Raw genomic sequence first — 3,423 nt, forward strand, 5'->3', positions numbered from 1 at the left:
CTGTTCTCGTTCATGTTCCTGCTGTTCGGCCTGCTGCTCATCTACACGGGCGTGCAGCTGTTCCGGCACCGCGACGAGGACCCGGACGTCGAGAACAACATCGCGGTCAAGACCGTCCGCCGGATGCTGCCGATGACCAACGAGTACGTGGGCGGCAAGCTCACCACCAAGGTCGACGGCAAGCGCCTGGCCACGCCGCTGCTGGTGGTGCTGCTCGCGATCGGCAGCATCGACCTGCTGTTCGCGCTCGACTCCATCCCGGCGGTGTTCGGCGTGACCGACGAGGCGTTCATCGTCTTCGCCGCGAACGCGTTCGCGCTGCTCGGCCTGCGGGCGCTGTTCTTCCTGGTCAAGGGCCTGCTGGACCGCCTGGTCTACCTGTCCGCCGGCCTCGCGGTCATCCTGTGCTTCATCGGCGTGAAGCTGATCCTGCACTGGGCGCACGTGGACATCGACCCGAGCGTCCCGGAGATCCCGACCCCGCTCAGCCTCGGCGTGATCATCGGCATCCTGGTGGTCGTGACCGTGGCCAGCCTGATCAAGACCCGCAACGACCCCGACGCGAAGGCGTCGCCGGGCTCGCTCAAGGCGACGGCCGGGTCGGGCAAGGACGAGGAGTGACCGGGGCGGCCTGAGCGCCGCACCGGGGACAGGCCCCGCTCGCCCCTCCGGGGGTGGGCGGGGCCTGTCCGCGTCCTGGCGGGTGCCTTCGGCGGGACCACCCGCGTGCCGCATTGCCCCGGACCGCCGCCCGGCCGTTGAATGCGACGGCCCCGGCTTCCGGGGCGACCGCCGACGTGAGGGGTGCCGCCGATGTCCTCCCAGCTCGCGCTCGACCCGGCCAGGACCGCCGTGGTGCTGATCGAGTACCAGAACGACTTCACCAGCCAGGGGGGCGCGCTGCACGAGGCCGTCGCGCCCGTCATGGCCGACACCGGGATGCTGCCGAAGACCGTCGAGCTGGTCGACGCGGCCCGCGCGGCGGGCGCGGTGGTGATGCACACGCCCATCGCCTTCGCCGAGGGCTACCACGAGATCACCGCCACCCCGTACGGCATCCTCAAGGGCGTCGTGGACGGGAAGGCGTTCGTGCGGGGGAGCTGGGGCGCGGCGATCGTCGACGACCTCGCGCCGCGCGCGGGCGACATCGTCGTGGAGGGCAAGCGCGGGCTGGACGCGTTCGCCAGCACCAACCTGGACTTCATGCTCCGCAGCAAGGGCGTCACCGACGTCGTGCTCGGCGGGTTCCTCACGAACTGCTGCGTCGAGTCCACCATGCGCACCGCCTACGAGAGCGGCTACCGGGTGCACACGGTCACCGACTGCGTCGCCGCGACCTCCCGCGCCGAGCACGAGAACGCGATCCGCTTCGACTACCCCATGTTCTCCCTGCCGGTGGTGGCGCGCGACGTCGTCGGCGCCTGGGGGTAGGCGGGAGTTATCCCGTTTCAGGCCCCTTTGCGCGGTGCTAGCTTCTCCCCGTCATCAGCCCAGGGGCGAGGAGGCTCGCGTGACACCCGTGCAGCCGGACGCCCGGTTCGCCGCCTACCTGAGAATGCTCAAGGAGCGGAGCGGGCGCGGGTTCGACCGGCTGGGCAAGCAGGCCGGGGTCAGCGGGTCCAGTCTGCACCGGTACTGCTCCGGGGCCAGCGTGCCCGCCGACTACCGGATCGTGCACAGCTTCGCCAAGGCGTGCGGCGCCACCGGCGGGGAGCAGCGGGAGCTGCACCGGCTGTGGGCGCTGGCCGACCTGTCCAGGGGCAGCCGGAGCGAGGGCGCGGACGGCGGGGAGGGCGTTCCCGCGGTTCGCGATTCCGAAGGGAAGTCGTCCGAGGGTTTCGCCGGAATTCCGGAACCCGCTGTTCCGGAAACGCGCGCGGGGGCCTCGAGCGCCGAATCGGAAATCAGCGGGGGTGAAACCAGGGGTCCGGCGGGAAAAGCGCCGGAAACGGGGGACGCCCGCTCGGCCGGGGTTCCGCGCGGGTCCGGCGAGGCCGTGGTGGCGCCGGGCTACCCGGAGGTCATCAGCCTCGCCGGGCGAACGGGCCGCCCACCGGGGCGTCGCGTGCCCCGCCGGGTGCTCGGGCTCCTCGCGCTGGCCGTCGTGGCGCTGGTGGTGGTGTCGGCGGCGCTGTGGCCGCGCGGCGGGACCCCGGAGGTGGACGACCGGCTGCTGTTCTCCCCGGCGTGCGAGTCGGTCGTCATGGGCCAGCACGACAGCTGCGTGCGCGAGTTGCAGCAGCTGCTCGTGCGGGCGCGGGCGCGGATGTCCGTGGACGGCTCGTTCGGGCCGGAGACGCTGCGGCGGCTCACCGCGTTCCAGGTGCTCGCCGGGCTGGAGCCCAGGGGAGTGGTCGACGCGGGGACCAGGGAGGCGCTCTACGCGGGGCGGGTGGACATGTCCACGTGGACGCCGGAGCGGGTGGAGCGGCGGGTGCGCGAGGTGTTCGCGCTGGAGCCCGACGCGGCCGTGGCGATCGCCCGCTGCACCTCGTTCCTGGACCCGCTGTGGGTGCTGCCGAACACCAACGGCAGCCGCAACTGGGGGGTCTTCCAGATCTCGGACGGGCGGCTGCGCGAGCTGGGCGGCTCCCCGCTGGTGGCGTTCGACCCGGAGTGGAACATCCAGGCCGCGCACCGGCTGTACGCGGCGCGCGGCGACTTCGGCGACTGGCGGGCGTGCCAGGCGGCGCTGCAGTAGGCGTCAGGGGCGCCCGTGCCTCAGCGCCCGTCCTCAGCGCCCGGCGTGGAGCTGCGCCGAGCCCTGCCAGGTCCGGTCGGCCGGGGCGGGTCTTCCGCTGCTGCTCATGGGGGTCCTCCCGATCTTCGCCTGCGCTGACCGGGTCACCTTCGCACGGTGGCGCGGGAGGCGGCACCGACCGGCGGCAGGCTGGGACGCTGGGACGTTCCCGGTGCCCTCACCTGCGAGAACACCGCTCGGGTGGGACGAGCGCGGGACGCCGGGACGCCGGGGGCCGCCGGAGATCCGACCCCGGGCACCCGATCCCGGACGGGGCACACCCCGGAGCCGGGCGCGCTGTCGCCCGTCACCCGCCGTGGTGGTGGTCCGGCTGGCCGGGTGGAGGGACCGCGCCGACGGGTGGCGCGACGTCCCCGCGCGCGGTTTTGCGGACCTCGTCGCCCCCGACGTCCCTAACTTCCTCGGTGACGCCGGGCGCTTCCCGGCCAGGACCACCTTGGAGGACGCGTGCTGTCAAGCCTCACCAGAGCGCTGCTCAGGGCCACCGCCACCACCCTCGCGGCGGGCCTGCTCGCCACCCTGCCCGTCGCACCCGCGCACGCCCAGATCACCCACCCGGTCCCGACCGACCTGACCGGCGCGGCGCGCGGCGCGGCGCCGTCCGGCCTGCTCGGCGCGGGCGTGCTGCGCGCCGAGCGCGCCCCCCTGGTGGCCGCGCCCGG

At 73.7% G+C, this 3,423-nt stretch carries 4 protein-coding genes; all 4 read left to right on the plus strand.

Going from position 1 to position 3,423, the window contains the following annotated elements; translation table 11 throughout:
* Positions 1 to 621, plus strand: a 621-nt coding sequence (locus ACTUAL_RS23985) for a TerC family protein (RefSeq protein ID WP_440901834.1), incomplete at its 5' end; no start/stop codon positions are given.
* A gap of 192 nt (positions 622 to 813) precedes the next feature.
* Positions 814 to 1,431 (plus strand): cysteine hydrolase family protein, encoded by a 618-nt coding sequence (locus tag ACTUAL_RS23990; RefSeq protein WP_096492944.1) that lies wholly within the window; start codon positions 814 to 816, stop codon positions 1,429 to 1,431.
* A 79-nt stretch (positions 1,432 to 1,510) separates the two neighbouring features.
* Complete coding sequence (locus tag ACTUAL_RS23995; RefSeq protein WP_440901835.1) at positions 1,511 to 2,701, plus strand: helix-turn-helix domain-containing protein; 1,191 nt, start codon at positions 1,511 to 1,513, stop codon at positions 2,699 to 2,701.
* 507 nt (positions 2,702 to 3,208) lie between these two features.
* Positions 3,209 to 3,423: hypothetical protein (locus tag ACTUAL_RS24000; protein ID WP_440901836.1), on the plus strand; the 215-nt coding region annotated here is incomplete at its 3' end.

The sequence above is a fragment of the Actinosynnema sp. genome (assembly GCF_052038725.1).